This window comes from Actinosynnema sp. NPDC053489 (genome assembly GCF_044544865.1).
In the GTDB taxonomy this organism is placed as follows: domain Bacteria; phylum Actinomycetota; class Actinomycetes; order Mycobacteriales; family Pseudonocardiaceae; genus Actinosynnema.
In genome coordinates this window covers 166,602-182,933 of record NZ_JBITXT010000008.1, presented here as the reverse complement: position 1 = coordinate 182,933, position 16,332 = coordinate 166,602, and the positions used below count along the sequence as shown (strand labels likewise).

The following is a 16,332-nucleotide window of genomic DNA, read 5'->3' as shown; positions in this document are numbered from 1 at the left end:
TTTCGCCACTGTTACCACCCAGCGGCACGACGCCCGGCGTCACCCGGACGACGACCCGTGTGCGCCAGAACACCGCCGGGATGACGAACTCCGGCCCGTGATCGGCTAGACTGAGTGGTGCACCGCCCGGTGGCGCCGCTGAGCGCCCCAGGCCGCCAGAGTGGCCGGTGGTGCTTCCCAACCACTATCGGCGCGATCCGCGCGCCGGGCCCGTCCCCGCGATCGCGTCTGCCTCAGCAGAGCAATCTCCGAGACGTGCCGTGTCCCGGAGGTTTGTTTTGCCGACAATGTCCCAAGGCCGTTCCGAGCGCCCCCAGATCCGCAAGCCACGCAGCAACAGGCGCCCAGGCCAGGGCAACCGTCGTCCCGCTCCCGCCGTGGAGCAGGCGACCACCATCCCCGACCACGTCGAGAACACCGTGCCCGAGGGCCCGCTGCCCTCGTTCGCCGAGCTGGGGCTGTCCGACGAGCTGCTCCGCGCGCTGGAGCAGGCGGGCATCACCGAACCGTTCCCCATCCAGGCCGCCACGCTGCCCGACGCCATGGCGGGCCGCGACCTCCTCGGCCGCGGCCAGACCGGCTCCGGCAAGACGCTGGCGTTCGGCCTGGCGCTGCTGTCCCGCCTGACCGGCGGCCGGGCCAAGCCGCTCAAGCCGCGCGCGCTGGTGCTCGTGCCGACGCGCGAGCTGGCCATGCAGGTCGAGGAGGCCCTCAGCCCGTTCGCGCGGGCGCTGGGCCTGTGGTGCCGCACGGTCGTCGGCGGCACGTCGTTCCCCCGCCAGGTGGACGCGCTGCGCCGCGGCGTCGACCTGCTGATCGCCACCCCCGGCCGGCTGTCCGACCACGTCCGGCAGGGCACGGCGGACCTCTCCGAGGTCATGTTCACCGCGCTGGACGAGGCCGACCAGATGGCGGACATGGGCTTCATGCCGCAGGTTCGGGCGATCCTCGACCTGACCCCGCAGGACGGGCAGCGGCTGCTGTTCTCCGCGACGCTGGACGGCGACGTGGACAAGCTGGTCCGCCAGTACCTGCACGACCCGGTGGTCCACTCGGTCTCGCCGCCCACGGGCAGCGTCACCACGATGGAGCACCACCTGCTGTTCGTCTCCGCCGAGGACAAGCAGAACGTGGTCACCGAGGTCGCCGCGCGCGAGGGCCGCACGATCATGTTCGTGCGCACCAAGCACCACGTCGACCGGCTGGCCAAGAAGCTGCGGTCCATGGGCGTGCACGCCGGCGCGCTGCACGGCGGCAAGGCGCAGAGCGCGCGCACCCGCGTGCTCGGCCAGTTCCGCGAGGGCACCACGCCGGTGCTGATCGCCACGGACGTGGCCGCCCGCGGCATCCACGTGGACGACGTGAGCCTCGTGGTGCACGTCGACCCGCCGGCCGACCCGAAGGACTACCTGCACCGCGCGGGCCGCACCGCGCGCGCCGGCCAGTCCGGCACGGTCGTCACCCTGGTGACGCACGACCAGCGGCGCGCCGTGCAGGGCCTGACCGCCCGCGCGGGCATCCGCCCGGCGTCGACCAAGGTCCGCCCCGGTGACGAGGAGCTGGTCCGCATCACCGGCGCCCGGGTGCCCAGCGGCATCCCGGTCGTCGAGCCGGAGGTGCCGGTCCGCGCCCGTCGCGGTGGCGGTGCGCCGCGCCGCACCGGCGGCGGTGGCAACGGCGGCGGCTTCGGCGGCTTCCGCGGTGGCCGTTCCGACCGCGACCGCAACGGCTCCGGCCGGCCGCGCCGGGTGGCGCAGCACTAGCGAGTACCCGACAACGGCACCTCGTCCTGCGGGCGGGGTGCCGTTGTCGTTCGCCTGGTCGGCGCGGCGGGCGGTGCGCGGCGGGCCGCCGGCGCTCAGGAGCGGAACGGCAGTTCGCCCGCCAGTGCGGCGACCGGTCCCACAACGATGATCGCCGGCGGGCGGACGCCGTGCTCGGCGATGTCGGCGGCGAGGGTGGCCAGCGCGGACCGCACGACCTTCTGCGCGCGGGTGCTGCCCTCCTGGATCACCGACACCGGGGTGTCGCCCGGGCGGCCCGCCATCAGGGCGTCCGCGAACGCCGCCGCCCGCTCCACCCCCATGAGGATCACGACCGTGCCCTTCAGCCGCGCCAACGCCGACCAGTCCACCAGCGACCGCTCGTCGTCCGGCGCGACGTGCCCGGACACGACCACCACCTCGTGCGCGACGCCCCGGTGCGTCACCGGCACGTCCGCGAGCGCCGGCACGCCGAACGCGCTGGTCACCCCGGGCACCACGGTGACCGGCACGCCCGCCTCGGCGCACGCGATCAGCTCCTCGAAGCCCCGGCCGAACACGTACGGGTCACCGCCCTTGAGGCGCACCACGAACCGGCCCGCCTTGGCGTGGTCGACCAGCGCGGTGTTGATGAAGTCCTGCGTCGCGGCCCGGCCGTAGGGGATCTTGGCCGCGTCCACCACCTCGACGTGCGGCGGCAGCTCGTCCAGCAGCTCGCGCGGGGCGAGCCGGTCGGCCACCACGACGTCGGCCCTGGCCAGCAGCCTGCGCCCGCGCACGGTGATCAGGTCGGGGTCGCCGGGGCCGCCGCCGACGAGGGCCACGCCCGCCGGCTGGTCGTGGTGGTCGGCGATCGAGCCGTCGCGCAACGCGGACAGCACCCCGTCGCGCACCCCGGCGGACCGGCGGTGCTGACCACCGGCGAGGACGCCGACCAGCAGGCCGTCATGCTCGCCCACCGCGGGGGTCACGGCGGTGCCCTTCACGGCGACGTCGGCGCGCACGCAGAACACGCGGCGCTCCTCGGCGTCCGCGGCGATCCGGGCGTTGACCTCGGCGGAGGACGTGCACGCCAGCACGTACCAGGCGCCGTCGAGGTCGCCGTCGGCGTACTCGCGGGCGTGCCAGGCGGCCTCGCCACCGTCGACCAGGCCCTGGACCGCCGGCGTCACCTCGGGCGAGATGACCTCCACCCGGGCGCCCGCCGCCACGAGCCTGGGCAGCCTGCGCTGCGCGACCGTGCCGCCGCCCACGACGACGACCCTCCGACCGGTCAGGTCCAGGCCCACGAGGTAGTGCTCTTCACCGTGCATGGGTAGAAGCATCCACGTCGGACATGTCCTGTCCAAGCCGGGTGCTCCACATCACGGGACGCGCGGCGGGGGCGGCCCTAGCGCTGCTCGATCCACGCGTCCACGGCGTTCGACCGGCAGCGGACCTTGGTGCGGCCCATGCCGTGGCTGATCGTCAACCACGAGCTGTCGACCGTCGTGCCGTCGTCGCAGGAGGCGACCAGGCGGAACGAACCACCGCCCTCGCACCGCCCCGAGGCGACCTTCCCGTCGACCGACGTGGCGCACGAGTGCAGGGTCCCCGCCGCGGTGGCCACGCCCGGCGCGGCGAGCAGCAGGAGCAGCATCACGAGTAGTTGGCGCATGCCACCGGATCGAACACGCCGCACGTGCCCACGACCGGGAAAGCACCCGGTCGTGGGCACGTCGCGCCGGGCTACAGCTGGGCGGTGATCGCCGAGTAGTACGAGGCGATCCGCGCGTAGACGCCGGGGTAGCCGGCGAGCGCGCAACCGCGGCCGAACGAGGTGGCGCCGATCAGCTTGCCGCCCGCGACCAGCGGGCCGCCCGAGTCACCCTGGCAGGTGTCGGTGCCGCCCTGCGGGTAGCCGGCGCACACCATCGAGGTGGGGCTGTAGTTGGAGTACGCCGTGCGGCAGGTCGAGTCCGACGTCACCGGCACGGTCGCGCCGAGCAGGTACCGCGAGGCCGAGCCGCCGGAGGACGTGGTGCCCCAGCCGTAGATCCGGGCGCTGGTGCCCTCCGCGTACAGCGCCGTGTCGGACGGCGTGGCCAGCGGCAGGTAGGTGGAGCTGATGCTGGTGCCCAGCGTCAGCACCGCCACGTCGTAGCCCGAGCTGGCGGTCCGGTAGCTCGGGTGGACCCAGATGGAGGTCACCGCGGCCACGGTGCCCGCGGTGCTCTGCTTGTCGTCGCGGCCGTGCACCACGCGGGTGCTCGACGGCGTCCGGCCGCTGGCGCAGTGCGCGGCCGTGACGACCTTGTTGGCCGTGACCAGCGTGCCGCCGCAGAACTGGCTGCCGCTGCTGGTGGTCAGGTACACGACCCAGGGGTAGGTGCTGGTGGACACGCGCGAGCCGCCGACGATGAACGGCGACACGCCGGTGTCCGAGGACGTGCCGGCCGACGCGGGCGCGACGGTCAGCAGGCCGACCGCGGCCACCGCCGTGGCCAGGACGGTCAGCAGGCGACGCAGGGTTTTCGCCATGTCGATCCTTCCGGTGCAGGGACGCCCCGGGTACGGGCGCACCTCCCAGCTAGGACCAGGACGGCGAAAGCGACAACCGCCTTTCGACGGTGCCTGGCGGCTTCACAGTTGACGAGCGACCCCGGTCACGCGGACGACATCCGCCCGTACCGGCCCGGCAACAACCGGTCCGGCGCCCGCCGCGACGAACGCCACCGCGGCGCCCTCCTCGGCCAGCCGCACCGCCCCGTCCGCCGCCACCCTGGTGCCCGGCCGCAGCAGGTGCCGCACCTGGGCCACGCACTCGGCGCTGCCCACCACGACCGCCGCGCGTCGCAGCTCGGCCTCGGCGCGGGGCGTGCGCTCGTCCGCGCCACCCGGTCCCAGGCCCACCAGCGCCAGCCGGCCGCGCGGCAGCACCCGGGCGGCGGCCACCGTCACGCCCTCGCCCTTCACCTTCTCGGCCGCGATCTCCACCCGGCCGCCGCCGGACAGCTCCACCGCGCCCCGCAACGCCGCCGCCTCGGCCACGCTCGGGATGCCGATCGCCAGCTCCGCCGGGTTCGGCACCGGGATCACCGCCAGCTCCTCGCCCGGGTAGGACAGCAGCGGCGCGGTGGTCGAGTCGTGCCAGAAGCCCCAGTCCTCCAGCGCGTCGGCGATGCCCTGCTCGGCGACCTTGCGGTCCAGCGTGGCGAACGCCCGGACGGCCCTCGGGTCCAGCCCGCGCCTCTCCTCCAGCTGCGCCAGGGCCGCCGACACCGCCGAGGCGGCCACGCCCGTGCTCGACCCGACGCCGACGACGAGCGTGCGCGGCACGACCCGCACCACGCGCTCGTCCACCGGCCCGCGGGGCACGCGGTCGTCCACCAAGACCGTCCACGCCGCCTCGTGCCCGCCGTCCACGACGACGTTCTCCGGCAGCGCGGGCAGCGGGAAGCCGAGCGGGTTGACCAGCCGCACGGGCTCGCCCAGCCGCACCGCCTCGCCGCACGCCGCCAGGTCGCCCGCCACGGTGGCGTCCAGCAGCTCGACCAGCTCGTCCAGCGGCGAGGCCGCCGACGTCGACGTGGTCACCGCCTGCGCGCCGAGCACGTCGGCGACCCGGCCGGCCAACGCGTCCGCGCCGCCCAGCAGCGCCACCGCGAAGCCGCCGTCCACGCACACCACGCCCGGGTCCGCCCGCTCGTCGCGCAGCAGCGGCGCGACCAGCCGCACGGTCGCCTCCGTGCCGAGGAAGAACACCGCCGACCCCAACCGCGGCCACAGCGAGCGCAGCGCGGGCCCGATCGGACCGTCCGGCACCACCGCGTCCGGCCCGAGGAACCCGGCCAGCTCGCCGGCGGCCCGTCGTCCGCGCTCCCCGGCGGCGAACACCCCGATCACGCCTTCTTCACCCCCCACAGCACGGTCACCGGGTTGGTGGCCAGCAACGTGCCGCCGGTGAGCCGCGCGGCGGTCACCTGGCTGCCCTCGACCTCGTACCCGGCGCCCAGCAGCGCGTCCCGGGCGGGCAGCACGCGGTCCAGGTCCGGGGTCGCCACCACGACCCGCCGGGCGCCGGACCGCGCGCACCGCCGCACCACGTCCGCGCCACCGCCGCCGACGAACACCGCGTCCGGCCGGGGCAGGCGGCCGACCCCGGCCACCTCGACCCCGCCCACCTCGGCCGCGGTGCCCTCTGCCCCGGCACCCTCGACCCCGGCCACCTCGACCTCGACCACCCGCACGTCGACACCGTGCGCGGAGGCGTTGGCGATGATCCGCACGCACTGCACCGGGTCGCGCTCCACCGCGACGACGGCCGCGCCGAGCCGGGCGCACTCGACGCCGATGGCGCCGGGTCCCGCGCCCACGTCCCACACCAGCACGCCGGGGCGCGGGGCGAGCCGGGCCAGCACCAGCGCCCGCACCTCGGCGACGGCGACCATGCCGTCGCGGTGCGCGAAGTCGCCGTCCGGCAGCGCCCAGCCCTCGCCGGCGGGCGCGAAGGACTGCTCGGCCAGGCACAGGACCGCGCCCGGTTCCACCCACCGGCGCGCCACCGCGTCCGCCGGGTCCACTGTGGACAGGCCGTCGGCGGACTCGACGACGAGCGAGCGCCGCCACCCGGCCAGCTCGCTCGCCAGTTCCGCCGGGTCCGCGCCGGAGACGACGACCGCGGGCCGGGCCCGGCACACGTTGGCGGCGTGCCGCAGGCCCACCGCCCCCGCGTCCACGACGGTCACGTCCTCCCAGGACCGACCGGCTCGCGTGACGAAACCGTGCAGCGCGACGACGTCCACGTCAGTTCACGCGCTTGTTCTTCTTGGCCCGCGCCGCGGTCGGCTTGCGCGGCGTCGTGCTGGCCTGCACGGCGGCGGGCTTGCGCTTCGCCGCCGCGGCCACCACGGGCTTGCCCCGCGGCCGGTCCTCGGGCCCCGGGCCCTCCTCCGCCACCGCCCCGACCCGGTCCGGCGCGGTCTCCTCGGCCGCGTCGGCGACGAGCTGCAGCAGCGGCTCCCCCACCGGCTCCGGCTTCGGCTTGGCCGTGGCGCGCTTGGTGCGCGCGGTCTCCTGCCAGTCGTGCACCGCCGACCACGCCGCCGCCGACGGCGACTCGGCCACCGGCCGGCTCGCCCGCTTGGCCCACTTCGAGGGCCGCGCCCGGCGCACCGGCTCGTCGCCCTCGACCACCGCGACGCGGCGGCGGGACGCGGGCTGCGCCAGCACCTCGCCGACGAGGAACAGCGTGGTGCGGTAGAGCTTGTGCTCCTTGACGCACGCCTCCAGCCCGCCCAGCGTCGTCTGCGCGACCGTCTCGTCGGGCAGGGAGACCTTGTAGGCCACCACCACCGGCGTGTCGTCGGCGTACCCGCCCGCGCGCAGCCGCTCCACCAGCAGGCCGGCCCGCGCGCCGGACGCGGAGATCGCCATCGTGGTGCCGTGCGCGGCGAACTCCTCGACGTGCTCGGCGGTCTCCGGCCCGACCAGCAGCAACGACTGGGCGCGGTCCGAAGTGGTCAGCTCGCGCCCCACCGACGCCGCCGCCGCCGAGACCGGCGACACACCGGGCACGACGTCGGTCTCCAGGCCGAGCCGACGGCACGTCTCCTGCTGGTCGCGCAGCCCGCCCCACAGCGACGGGTCGCCCGCGTGCAGCCGCACGACCCTCAGCCCGGCCACCGACGCCCGCCGGTACACCTCGACCACCTCGGCCTCGGGCACGCGGGAGAAGTCGACCAGCTCGGCGTCGGGGCGGGCGTGCTCGCGCACGCACTCCGCCTCGACCACGCTGGGGGCCCACAGCACGACGTCGGCCTCCGCCATGCGCTTCGCGCCGCGCACGGTGATGAGATCGGCGGCACCGGGACCGGCGCCCACGAAGGAGACCCGACCAGTCATCACAACTGCTCCCCACGACGTGTTCGGCTTGGTGGGCACGGACCGTACCGCGCGAGCGCGATCCACTAACGAGTGGCCTCGGGGCTCGCGGACCCACCCGCGCAGGCCCGCACGAAACGGGTCACGGCCTCCGGCGCGGACGCCGGGTGCGTGTGCAGGTACGACGCGTGCACCCGGCCGACGACGAAGCCCTCGGCCACCGGGCGCAGGTCGTGGCCGCGCCAGCGCCAGGCCGGTTTCGCCCCGTGCGGGACGTCCAGCGCGGTGCGGTGGAACTCGTGCCCGGTGACCCGGGACCCCGCGCGGGCCAGCACGGAGTCCTGCGGCGCGACGGCGTCGCGGTAGCCCAGCGTGAGCCGGGGCGTCATCGCGCCGTCGGCGTCGATCACGCCGCACATCGGCGCGCCGTCGAGGGAGTTGGCCAGGTACAGCAGGCCGCCGCACTCGGCGTGCACCGGGGCGCCGGCGCGGGCCAGGGCCGCCACGGCGGCGCGCAACCCGGCGTTGGCCGACAGCTCGGCGGCGTACTGCTCGGGGAACCCGCCGGGCAGCACCAGGCCCGCCGTGCGCTCGGGCAGCGCCTCGTCGCGCAGCGGGTCGACCACGACGACGTCCGCGCCGGCCGCGGCGAGCAGCTCGACGTGCTCGGCGTAGCCGAACGTGAACGCCGCACCGCCCGCGACGGCGATGGTCGGCCTGCCCGCGACGGGCTCGACCTCCTCGCAGGCGTCCCACGTCGGCACGGCCAGGGCGGGCACCTCGGCGGCGAGCCGGCGCACCGCGTCGAGGTCGACGTGCCGGGCGACGGCCTCGGCGACGGCGTCCACGGCGGCGGTGGCGGCGGGCCCGTGCTCGGCGGCGGTGACCAGCCCCAGGTGCCGCGAGGGCAGCGCGAACCTGTCGTCGCGCGGCAGCACGCCCAGCACCTCCAGCCCCACCTCGGCGCACGCGCCGCGCAGCACCTGCTCGTGCCGCGCGGAGCCGACCTGGTTGAGCACCACGCCACCGAGCCGCACCGTCGGGTCGTAGCCGCGGAAGCCGTGCAGCAGGGCGGCGAGGCTGCGGCTCTGCCCCCGCGCGTCGACCACGAACAGCACCGGCGCGGACAGCAGCTTGGCGACGTGCGCGGTGGAACCGAGGCCCTCGGTGTCCACCCGCCCGTCGAACAGCCCCATCACGCCTTCCACCACGGCCAGGTCGCAGCCGCGGGCGCCGTGCGCGAACAGGGCCGCCACCCGGTGCTCGCCGACCATGACGGGGTCGAGGTTGCGGCCGGGCCTGCCGGTGGCCACCGCGTGGTAGCCGGGGTCGATGTAGTCCGGGCCGACCTTGAACGGCGCGACCCGGTCCCCCGCGCGCCGCAGCGCCGCCATCAGGCCGGTGGCCACGGTGGTCTTGCCGCTGCCCGACGCGGGCGCGGCGACCACCAGCCGGTTCACCACTCGATCCCCTTCTGCCCCTTCTGGCCCGCGTCCATCGGGTGCTTGACCTTGGTCATCTCGACCACCAGGTCGGCGGCCGCGACGAGCTCGTCCGGCGCGTTGCGGCCGGTGATGACGACGTGCTGGTGACCGGGCCGGTTGGCCAGGGTCTCGACCACCTCGGCCACGTCGAGCCAACCCCAGTGCAGCGGGTAGGTGAACTCGTCGAGCACGTAGAGGCCGTGCCGCTCGGCGGCGAGCCGGCGGGCGATCTCCCGCCAGCCCTCGCGCGCGGCGGCGGCGTGGTCGTCCTCGGTGCCCTGCTTGCGGGTCCAGGACCAGCCCTCGCCCATCTTGTGCCACTCGACCGGCCCGCCCTCGCCGGTCTGCTCGTGCAGCCGGCCCAGGGCGCGGAACGCGGTCTCCTCGCCGACCTTCCACTTGGCCGACTTCACGAATTGGAAGACACCGATGGACCAGCCCTGGTTCCAGCCGCGCAGCGCGAGCCCGAACGCGGCGGTGGACTTGCCCTTCATCTCGCCGGTGTGCACGACGAGCAGGGGGCGGTTGCGGCGCTGGCGGGTGGTGAGCCCGTCGGCGGGCACGACGGACGGTTGACCTTGGGGCACTTCGAGGCTCCTACGCGGCTCGGTCGGCGCGCACGCCGGTGTTGTGGTCGGACTGGGGTGAACGCACGCTGCCCTGCAGCGCGCTGCGCTACGCGGCCCGTGCGGCGCGCACGACGCCGGCGACGAGGTCCGCGGACAGCTCTTCCAGGCGCACGCACGCGCCTTCCAGCGCGCCCGCCACCCGTGCGGCCAACCCGAGCCGCACGGGGCCGTGCTCGCAGTCGACCACGACCGACGCGACGCCGTCGGCGGCGAGCAGGCCGGCCGCGCGCAACGCGTCGCGCATCGGGTCACCGCCCGTGCCGGCCGCGGTCGCGCGGCCGTCGGTGAGCAGCACCAGCAGCGGTCGGCGGCGCGGGTCGCGGACCCGTTCGGCCTCCAGCACGCGGCGGGCGCGCAGCAGGCCGTCGGCCAGCGGCGTGCGGCCACCGGTGCGCAGGGCGCGCAGCCGGGCCGCCGCCGCGTCGACCGAGTGCGTCGGCGGCAGCGCCACCAGGGCCTCCCGGCCGCGGAACGTGACCACGCCGACCTTGTCGCGCCGCTGGTAGGCGTCGCGCAGCAGGGAGACCACCGCGCCGCTGACCGCCGACATGCGCTTGCGCGCCGCCATCGAACCGGAGGCGTCGACCACGAACAGCACGAGGTTGCCCTCCGTGCCCTCGCGCACCGACCGCCGCAGGTCACCGGCGCGCAGCTCCAGGCCGGGGCCGCTTCGGCCGCGGGCCGCCTGGTGCGGTGCGGCCGCGCCGAGCGTGCCGACGAGGTGCAGCCCCGAACCGTCCACAGTGGACGGGCGAACGACCCGACCGGTGCGGGCGCGGGCGCGGGACCGCTTGCCCGGAGCGCCTTCGCCCACCCCCGGCACCTGCAACAACCGGGCGCGGAACGCGGGCGCGGGCGTGTGCGGCCGGGCGGCCGGGCCGTCACCGTCCGAAGTGGACTTCGGCGGTTCCTCGGCCGACGCCCGGTCCGGCGTCGGCGGGTCCGGCAGGGGCTGGTCGGGCGGCGGCCCGCCGCCACCGTCGTCGTCGGGGCCCTCGGGACCGTCCTCGGGCTCGGCCGCGGCCTCCGCGCCCTGCCGGAGGGCGTCGTCCAGCTGCTCCTGCTCCAGACCCGGCTCGTCGAACGGGTCGCGGCGCTTGCGGTGCGGCAGCGCCAGCCGCACGGCCGCCTCCACGTCCTCCTCGGCCACCTCGGTCGCGCCGCGCCAGGCGGCGTGCGCGGTCGCCGCGCGGGCGACCACCAGGTCCGCGCGCATGCCGTCCACCTCGAAGGCGGCGCAGATCGCGGCGATGCGGCGCAGCTCGGCGTCCGGCAGCACGACGTCACCGAGCCGGTCGCGCGCGGCCACGATCCGCCGCGCCAGCTCCTCGTCCGCGGCGGCCCAGCGGGCGGCGAAGCCCTCCGGGTCCGCCTCGTAGGCCAACCGCCGCCGCACGACCTCCGTCCGCGTCGGCACGTCCCGCGAGGCGCGCACCGACACGGTCAGGCCGAAGCGGTCCAGCAGCTGCGGGCGCAGCTCGCCCTCCTCCGGGTTCATGGTGCCCACCAGGAGGAACGACGCGGCGTGCGAGACGGACACGCCCTCGCGCTCGACGTGCGCGCGGCCCATGGCGGCGGCGTCGAGCAGCAGGTCCACGAGGTGGTCGTGCAGCAGGTTGACCTCGTCCACGTACAGCACGCCCCGGTGGGCGGCGGCCAGCAGGCCCGGCTGGTAGGCGCGGACGCCCTCGGTCAACGCGCGCTCCAAGTCGAGCGAGCCGATCAACCGGTCCTCGGTCGCGCCGACCGGCAGCTCGACCAGGCGCGCGGGCCGCCGTTCGACGCCGGGGCCGTGCGGCCCGTCGGGGCAGTCGGCGGGCGCCGCCGGGTCGCAGCCGAACCGGCAGCCCGGCACCACGTCCAGCTCGGGCAGCAGCGCGGCGAGCGCGCGGACCACGGTCGACTTCGCGGTCCCCTTCTCGCCTCGGACGAGCACCCCGCCGATACCGGGGTGCACGGCGTTGAGCAGCAGCGCCGTGCGGAGGTCGTCGTGTCCCACGACGGCGGAAAAGGGGAAACGCGCGCCCATGCGGCGGTGTCCTTCCTCGGGTGTCCACGCCCGTGTCCGGTCGACGAGTCGGGGGTCGAGTTCCTGACTCCCGGCTCCTCGGTCCGGTCACAGTGGCGGGACCGTGCCGGATTCGCACCGGCTTCCTCGCGCACCCCCTCTACAGCCTGGGCATCGTCGCACTTCCCCCGTCGTGCTCCAAGCCCCCGGCGGGCGAGGACGATCACACCGCCCCGGCGGTCAGCACGCCCCGGGCGAGCGAGATCACACCGGCGCGCACGCGCGGCACGCCCAGGCCGCACCGGTGGACCAGGTGGTGCAGCACGTCGGCGCGCAGTTGCGCCAGCAGGGCGTGCGCCAGGTAGTCGGCGTCCGAACCGGGCCGCACCCGCGCGATCAGGCTCGCCAGGCGCTCCTGCGTCAGGACCGAGTTCTCGTCGCAGGCGATGCCGCGCGAGGTCACCCGCTCCAGCGCCGCCACCAGCGGCAGGGCGGCGACCACGTGGTCGAACAGCGTCGCGACGAAGGTGACCACCCGCTCCTCCGCCGGGACGTCGTCGGCCTCCAGCAGGGCCTGCGACTCGGCCCGCCAGCCCCGCGAGGTCTCGTCCACGACGGCCCGCACCAGCCCGTCCCGGTCGCCGAACCGGCGGAACACCGTGCCCTTGCCGACGCCCGCGGCGGTGGCGACGTCCTCCATCGAGAACCCGTCCGGGCCGCGTTCGGCGATCAGGCGGGCGGCGGCCGTGAGGACCGCGGCGTGGTTGCGCGCGGCGTCCTTCCGCATCGTGGACCTCCCCGACCTGGCCTTGACAGAAGCGGACCGAGAGTCCGTATCGTAGCCGGAACCAAGCGGACCGTCGGTCCGCTTCTGACGCGGGGAGGCGTTGTGCGCGCGGTGCGGTTCGAGGAGTTCGGTCCGGCGGACGTGCTGGGGGTGCGGGAGGTGCCCGACCCGGTCGCCGGGCCGGGGGAGGTGCTGGTCCGCGTCACGGCGATCGGGGTGAACTACGGCGAGACGCTGATCCGGTCGGGCGCGGCCGGGCGCGTGGTGCCCTGGTACGACCTCGCGCCCGGCGCGCTGGGCGGCGAGGTGGTCGGGGTGGCGCCGGACGGCCGCCGGTTGATCGGGTTCGCCCTGGGCGAGGGCTACGCCGAGCTGGCCGTGCTGCCGGAGGACGCGATGGAGGTGCCCGACAGCGTGTCCGACCACGAGGCGCTGGCGCTGTACCTCCAGGGCGCGACGGCGGTGGCCGCCGCGGACGCGGTCCGGCTGCGGGCGGGCGAGCGGGCGCTGGTCGAGGCGGCGGGCGGCGGGGTGGGCAGCCTGCTCGTGCAGGTCGCGGCACGGGCCGGCGCGACGGTCGTGGCCGCCGCGCGCGGCGCGCGCAAGCTCGACCTGGCCCGCGAGCTGGGCGCGCACGAGGTGGTGGACTACGGCGAGCCGGGCTGGCACACCGGGGTCGAGCCGGTCGACGTGGCGTTCTCGTCGGTGGGCGGCGCGGTCGGGCGGCGGTCGTTCGAGCTGCTCCGCGACGGCGTGGGCAGGCTCGCCGTGTTCGGCTTCGCGAGCGGCGAGCCGCTGGACGTGACCGCGTCCGACGTGTTCCGCAAGGGCGTCGCGGTGCTCGGGTTCGGCAACCCCCTCACCCCGGACACCGTGCGGCGGGTCTTCGACCTGGGGCTGCGCCCCGTGCTGGGCGAGGCGCTACCGCTGGCCGACGCCGCCCGCGCCCACGAACTGCTGGAGGGCCGGACCACCACCGGCAAGGTCGTGCTGGTCCCCTAGCTCGACCTCGACGCTCAACGGCGCGCGGAACGACAGCAGGCCCAGCATCGGCGGCGGGTCGAGCGAGGCCAGGCGCAGCCGCGGGAACCGCCGCGCGGTCTCCCGCAGCACCACCTCCGCCTCCAGCCGGGCCAGCCCCGCGCCGAGGCAGAAGTGCCTGCCGAAGCCGAACGCCAGGTGCCCGCGCCCGCGCGGACGCCCCGGCCGGAAGCGCTCGGGCTCGGCGAAGACCTCCGGGTCCGAGCCGCTGCCCGCGAGCATCAGCAGCAGCGGGGCGCCCGCCGGGACGTCCACCCCGGAGAGGGTGACCGGCTCGGCGGTGACCCGCCGCCAGGTGCTCACCGGCGGGTCCCGCCGCAGCACCTCCTCCACGCACGCGGCGGCGAAGCCCGGTTCGCCCAGCCGGGGCCACAGCCCGTCCTCCCGCAGCACCGCGTGGAACGCCGCGCACAGCAGCTGGGTCGTCGTCTCCTGACCCGCGATCAGCAGGAAGTAGCAGAGCCCGGCCGCGTCCCGGACCGGCACGCCCTGCGCCCGCAACGCCCCGAACAGGTCCTCGTCGGACGGGTCGGCCGCCTTGATCCGGGAGGTCAGCCACCGGTGGAACGCCGCGGCGGGCCCGGCCAGCTCGTGCTGCCGCTCGACCGTGACGTCACCCCAGAACAGCTCCAGCGACGCCGTGCTCCACCCCTTGAGCGCCGCCACGTCCACGTCGCGGATGCCCATGACCTCCAGCAGCACGATCGCGGGCAGGTCCCGGGCCAGGGCCGGGTGCAGGTCGGCGCGCCCGCCGAGCCGGTCCAGCCGTTCGGCGGCCAGCTCCGCGATCCGCGCCCGCAACCCCGCCACCCGCGCCGGGGTGAGGAAGCGGGCCACCAGCCGGCGCAGGGCGGCGTGCGTGTCGGTGCCGTTGTTGGCCAGCGTCGGCGGCAGCGAGAACCCGGAGCGGGCCAGCACCCGCAGCACCGGGCCGGCGATCGGCACGACCGCGGTCAGCGCGTTGTCCGGGCGGAAGCGGCGCGGGTCGGCCAGCACGGCGCGCACGTCGTCGTAGCGGCTGACCAGCCACAGCCCGGTGCGCTCGTCGCGGTGGACCGGCGCGTCCCGTCGCAACGAGCGCAGTTCGGCGGGATCGGGCTGGAAGAGGTCCACGCCGGCACGGTAGCCGCCGGATGCGACACTCCCGGCGTGAGTGTGCGCACAGGTGACTCGGTGTTCGACTGGATCGACACGCGCGCCGAGGCCCGCGCGAAGGCGGGCCTGGCCCGCCGGGTCCGCCCGCGCCCGGCCGACTCCACGAACCTCGACCTGGCGTCGAACGACTACCTGGGCCTGGCCCGCGACAAGCGGGTGACGGGCGCCGCCGCGGCGGCCTCGCTGCGCTGGGGCGCGGGCTCCACCGGGTCGCGCCTGGTCACCGGCTCCACCGAGCTGCACACCGAGCTGGAGTACGAGCTGGCGAACTTCTGCGGCGCGCAGTCCGCGCTGGTGTTCTCCTCCGGCTACGCGGCGAACCTCGGCGCGCTCACCGCGCTGTCCGGCCCCGGCACGGCGATCGTCGCCGACCAGCACATCCACGCGTCCCTGATCGACGGCACCCGGCTGTCCAAGGCCGACGTCGTGGTCGCCGGGCACTGCGACGTCGCGCAGGTCGCGCACGCGCTGGCCACGCGCGGCAAGCGGCGGGCCCTGGTGGTGACCGACTCGGTGTTCTCCGTCGACGGGGACCAGGCGCCGCTGGCCGACCTGGCCGCCGCGTGCCGCGAGCACGAGGCGGCGCTGGTCGTGGACGACGCGCACGGCCTGGGCGTGGTCGGCGACGGCGGTCGCGGCGCGGTGCACGCGGCGGGCCTGGCCAAGGCGCCCGACGTGGTGACGACGCTGACGCTGTCCAAGTCGCTCGGCGCGCAGGGCGGCGCGGTCCTCGGGCCCAGCCGGGTGATCAGGCACCTGGTCGACACCGCGCGCACGTTCATCTTCGACACCGGGCTCGCGCCGTCCAGCGCGGCGGCGGCCCTGGCCGCGCTGAAGGTGCTGCGCGAGGAGCCGGAACGGCCCGCGCGGGCGCTGGAGGTCGCGCACGACCTCGCGTTCCGGTTGGGGGAGAACGGGTTGCGGGTCAGCACGCCGACCGCGGCCGTGGTGTCGGTGCGGGCGCCGTCGCCCGAGGCGGCGTTCGGCTGGGCCGAGGCGTGCCGCGCGCAGGGCGTGGTCGTCGGCTGCTTCCGGCCGCCGTCGGTGCCCGACGGGATCTCCCGGCTCCGCCTGACCGCCCGTGCCGACCTGTCCGAGGCCGACGTCGAGCGGGCCGTGCGGGTGATCACGGAGACCGGCGCATCCGCAGGTGCGGTATCCCGTCCTCGATGAACTCCGCGCCCTGCGGCCGGAAGCCGAACGACGCGTAGAAGTCGGCCACGTAGGTCTGCGCGTCCAGCACGCAGTCGGCCCGGCCGACCTCGGCCAGCGCCGCCTCCATCAACCGGCGGCTGTAGCCGCGGCCGCGGGCGGCGCGGGCCGTGCAGACCCGGCCGATGCGGAACGCGCCGCCGGGCTCCTCCAGCAGCCGCAGGTACGCCCCGGGCGCGGGCGAGTCGTCGGGCTCCAGCCAGAAGTGGCGGGTCCCCGGTTCGAGGTCGCGGCCGTCCAGCTCGGGGTAGGGGCAGTTCTGCTCCACCACGAACACGTCGGAGCGCAGCTTGAGCACGGCGTAGAGCTGGTCGGGGGTCAGGTCGGCCGACCACTGCCGGCGCAGCGTCGCCGGGTACGGGTGTGAGCGCACCTCACCGTGGTACCACAG

The 16,332-nt window shown here is 76.1% G+C and carries 15 protein-coding genes and 1 riboswitch; of the genes, 3 read left to right on the top strand and 12 right to left on the bottom strand.

Annotation, left to right across the window (positions count from 1 at the left end; genetic code table 11):
- The first annotated feature begins 287 nt into the window (after positions 1-287).
- Positions 288-1,763 (top strand): DEAD/DEAH box helicase, encoded by a 1,476-nt coding sequence (locus ACIGNX_RS20435; RefSeq protein WP_396542232.1) that lies wholly within the window; start codon positions 288-290, stop codon positions 1,761-1,763.
- Between the two features lie 95 nt (positions 1,764-1,858).
- Here the strand turns inward: ACIGNX_RS20435 and cobA are convergent, their stop codons facing one another.
- The 10 genes from cobA to ACIGNX_RS20385 form a co-directional block, all read right to left on the bottom strand.
- The gene (cobA, locus tag ACIGNX_RS20430; RefSeq protein WP_396542231.1) at positions 1,859-3,076 is read right to left on the bottom strand and encodes a uroporphyrinogen-III C-methyltransferase; all 1,218 of its coding nucleotides are present in this window, start codon (positions 3,074-3,076) and stop codon (positions 1,859-1,861) included.
- A gap of 77 nt (positions 3,077-3,153) precedes the next feature.
- Positions 3,154-3,420 (bottom strand): hypothetical protein, encoded by a 267-nt coding sequence (locus tag ACIGNX_RS20425; RefSeq protein WP_396542230.1) that lies wholly within the window; start codon positions 3,418-3,420, stop codon positions 3,154-3,156.
- 71 nt (positions 3,421-3,491) lie between these two features.
- The gene (locus tag ACIGNX_RS20420) at positions 3,492-4,283 is read right to left on the bottom strand and encodes a S1 family peptidase (RefSeq protein WP_396542229.1); all 792 of its coding nucleotides are present in this window, start codon (positions 4,281-4,283) and stop codon (positions 3,492-3,494) included.
- Between the two features lie 102 nt (positions 4,284-4,385).
- Positions 4,386-5,648, bottom strand: a complete 1,263-nt coding sequence (locus ACIGNX_RS20415) for a cobalamin biosynthesis protein (protein ID WP_396542228.1) — start codon at positions 5,646-5,648, stop codon at positions 4,386-4,388.
- The gene (locus tag ACIGNX_RS20410) at positions 5,645-6,547 is read right to left on the bottom strand and encodes a hypothetical protein (RefSeq protein WP_396542227.1); all 903 of its coding nucleotides are present in this window, start codon (positions 6,545-6,547) and stop codon (positions 5,645-5,647) included. Before ACIGNX_RS20410 ends, ACIGNX_RS20415 begins: the two co-directional genes overlap by 4 nt.
- 1 nt (position 6,548) lies before the next feature.
- The gene (locus tag ACIGNX_RS20405; RefSeq protein ID WP_396542226.1) at positions 6,549-7,646 is read right to left on the bottom strand and encodes a cobalt-precorrin-4/precorrin-4 C(11)-methyltransferase; all 1,098 of its coding nucleotides are present in this window, start codon (positions 7,644-7,646) and stop codon (positions 6,549-6,551) included.
- 65 nt (positions 7,647-7,711) lie between these two features.
- Positions 7,712-9,085: a cobyrinate a,c-diamide synthase gene (locus ACIGNX_RS20400; RefSeq protein ID WP_396542225.1), complete on the bottom strand. Its 1,374-nt coding sequence runs from the start codon at positions 9,083-9,085 to the stop codon at positions 7,712-7,714.
- Positions 9,082-9,696: a cob(I)yrinic acid a,c-diamide adenosyltransferase gene (gene cobO, locus ACIGNX_RS20395; protein WP_396542224.1), complete on the bottom strand. Its 615-nt coding sequence runs from the start codon at positions 9,694-9,696 to the stop codon at positions 9,082-9,084. The genes ACIGNX_RS20400 and cobO overlap by 4 nt, the downstream gene beginning before the upstream one ends.
- An 88-nt stretch (positions 9,697-9,784) precedes the next feature.
- Positions 9,785-11,767 carry a putative cobaltochelatase gene (locus ACIGNX_RS20390; RefSeq protein ID WP_396542223.1) on the bottom strand — a complete coding sequence of 661 codons (1,983 nt, stop codon included), beginning with the start codon at positions 11,765-11,767 and terminating at the stop codon, positions 9,785-9,787.
- A gap of 56 nt (positions 11,768-11,823) precedes the next feature.
- Positions 11,824-11,920: riboswitch (cobalamin riboswitch) on the bottom strand.
- A gap of 49 nt (positions 11,921-11,969) precedes the next feature.
- Positions 11,970-12,533 carry a TetR/AcrR family transcriptional regulator gene (locus tag ACIGNX_RS20385; RefSeq protein WP_396542222.1) on the bottom strand — a complete coding sequence of 188 codons (564 nt, stop codon included), beginning with the start codon at positions 12,531-12,533 and terminating at the stop codon, positions 11,970-11,972.
- A gap of 102 nt (positions 12,534-12,635) precedes the next feature.
- Between ACIGNX_RS20385 and ACIGNX_RS20380 the strand changes: the two genes are divergently transcribed.
- Positions 12,636-13,535: a zinc-binding alcohol dehydrogenase family protein gene (locus tag ACIGNX_RS20380; RefSeq protein WP_396542221.1), complete on the top strand. Its 900-nt coding sequence runs from the start codon at positions 12,636-12,638 to the stop codon at positions 13,533-13,535.
- On the opposite strand, the gene ACIGNX_RS20375 is transcribed toward ACIGNX_RS20380, so the two are convergent.
- A complete protein-coding gene (locus ACIGNX_RS20375; RefSeq protein ID WP_396542220.1) occupies positions 13,455-14,687 on the bottom strand; it encodes a cytochrome P450 in 1,233 nt (410 codons plus the stop codon). The two genes, ACIGNX_RS20380 and ACIGNX_RS20375, sit on opposite strands and share 81 nt — an antisense overlap.
- Positions 14,688-14,723: 36 nt before the next feature.
- Between ACIGNX_RS20375 and ACIGNX_RS20370 the strand changes: the two genes are divergently transcribed.
- Entirely contained in the window at positions 14,724-15,902 is a 1,179-nt protein-coding gene (locus tag ACIGNX_RS20370; protein WP_396542219.1) for an 8-amino-7-oxononanoate synthase, read from the top strand.
- On the opposite strand, the gene ACIGNX_RS20365 is transcribed toward ACIGNX_RS20370, so the two are convergent.
- Positions 15,856-16,314: a GNAT family N-acetyltransferase gene (locus ACIGNX_RS20365; RefSeq protein WP_396542218.1), complete on the bottom strand. Its 459-nt coding sequence runs from the start codon at positions 16,312-16,314 to the stop codon at positions 15,856-15,858. The genes ACIGNX_RS20370 and ACIGNX_RS20365 overlap by 47 nt on opposite strands.
- Between the last annotated feature and the right edge of the window lie 18 nt (positions 16,315-16,332).